General features: G+C 62.7%; 1 protein-coding gene. It reads right to left on the bottom strand.

What is annotated here, in order from left to right; translation table 11 throughout:
* Positions 1-29: 29 nt before the first annotated feature.
* The gene (locus tag M0D67_RS41985) at positions 30-1,226 is read right to left on the bottom strand and encodes an IS4 family transposase (protein WP_171929619.1); all 1,197 of its coding nucleotides are present in this window, start codon (positions 1,224-1,226) and stop codon (positions 30-32) included.
* Positions 1,227-1,368: the final 142 nt, after the last annotated feature.

Below are 1,368 nucleotides of genomic sequence, written 5' to 3'. Positions count from 1 at the left end.
GCAATGCTCTCAACTTAAGCCCCATTCCATCAAGCGACCTTGTACGCGAGATGGAGATGGGGTTTGGCTTTTCTGGGCGGTCGTGGGTAAGAGCGCGAGGGCTGAATACGACATCGGGCTCCGTGGATGGCGGGCATGAGATCGGCGAGCCGGTTCAGGCAGCGCTCAATCCGTAGCAGGCACGCGCCGAGGATCGGCTTGAGGGCGCCCAGCGCGTACAGACGGTTTGGATGACTGGTGTGGTCGTCTTTGGCTGGATCGTCCAGGTCATTGAGTAGCGTACACAGGTTATCAGCGACGGTTTTCGCACCGAAGTCCTGCTGCAGCGCCAGGTAATCCAGGCCGGTGACAGCCTCAAGCCGCAGTCGGTGCTTCAGACGTTTGAACGCTTCCTCAATACGCCAGCGTTGATGATAGAGCGCGCCGAAAGCGCTGGCCGGATAACGTTCGCGCTCCAGCAGCGAGGTCATCAGCACACGCACGCGGCCGCTGGGCGTGACGTCCCGGATCAGGCGCACGGTGGTAGGCGTGCGCGCCAGTTCATAGTCGCGGGCATCCTCTTCGTTGGGCGCGCCCAGTGTCACGACCTGCTCGGCCTGGCCGCTGCGCGCAAACGCGCTTACACATTTCCATCCTCGGGTATCCACGCGCAGGCAGAAGTGGATCTCGCGCTGCGCCAGCGCGGCCACCATCATGTTGCCAATATAGCCGCGATCAAGCAGCAGCAGATCGGTGTGCGGCTGAAGCACATCCAGCGCTTCGAACAGCATCTGCCGCTCGGCGCCGTCGGCCGGATGGAGCGCGGCATGCAACGTCAGTTCGGGCCCCGGCAGGAACAGCGCGAACGCGTAGTGATCGGCGCGCAACGCATGGCCCTGGCGGGTCGCCACCCGCAGCCGGGTGCCGTCGGCTGCGACCGGCCTCAGGCCGTTCCAGCGCATCGAGTCAATATGGGGTTGGGCGAGTTCAATCAGACGTGCGCGGGCCCGTTCGAACAGCTCGGCCGACAGCCCCCGGCGCGCCTTGCTGAAGGCCTGTGCACTGACGCCGCGGGTACGCACGCCGCGTTCGCCGAGCTCACCAAACAGGCCATCGAGTTCGGCCTGCACGCTCGCGCACATGCCCGACATCATCAGCGCGGCCATGCGCGGCAATGTCAGTGTGCGATTGCGGGTGAATGCAGTGGGAGAAAGACGCACGCGCTCAGCGAGCGCCGGATCGAACAGGAAATCGGAGAACTCAGCCAGGAGTTGGGAGGACGCTGGTATTTGAGTTCATATCGTCGATTTATCAATCAGTTATGCGATGAAGTTTACAGGTCGAACGCCCCGTATACAAGCCCTTTCGGGCTTAAGTTGAGAGCATTGC

Origin of the sequence: Paraburkholderia sp. SECH4, assembly GCF_030511745.1 — a bacterium.
Lineage (GTDB): Bacteria > Pseudomonadota > Gammaproteobacteria > Burkholderiales > Burkholderiaceae > Paraburkholderia > Paraburkholderia madseniana.
The sequence above is the reverse complement of the archived record's forward strand: the minus strand, read 5'-3'. Positions and strand labels throughout refer to the sequence as shown.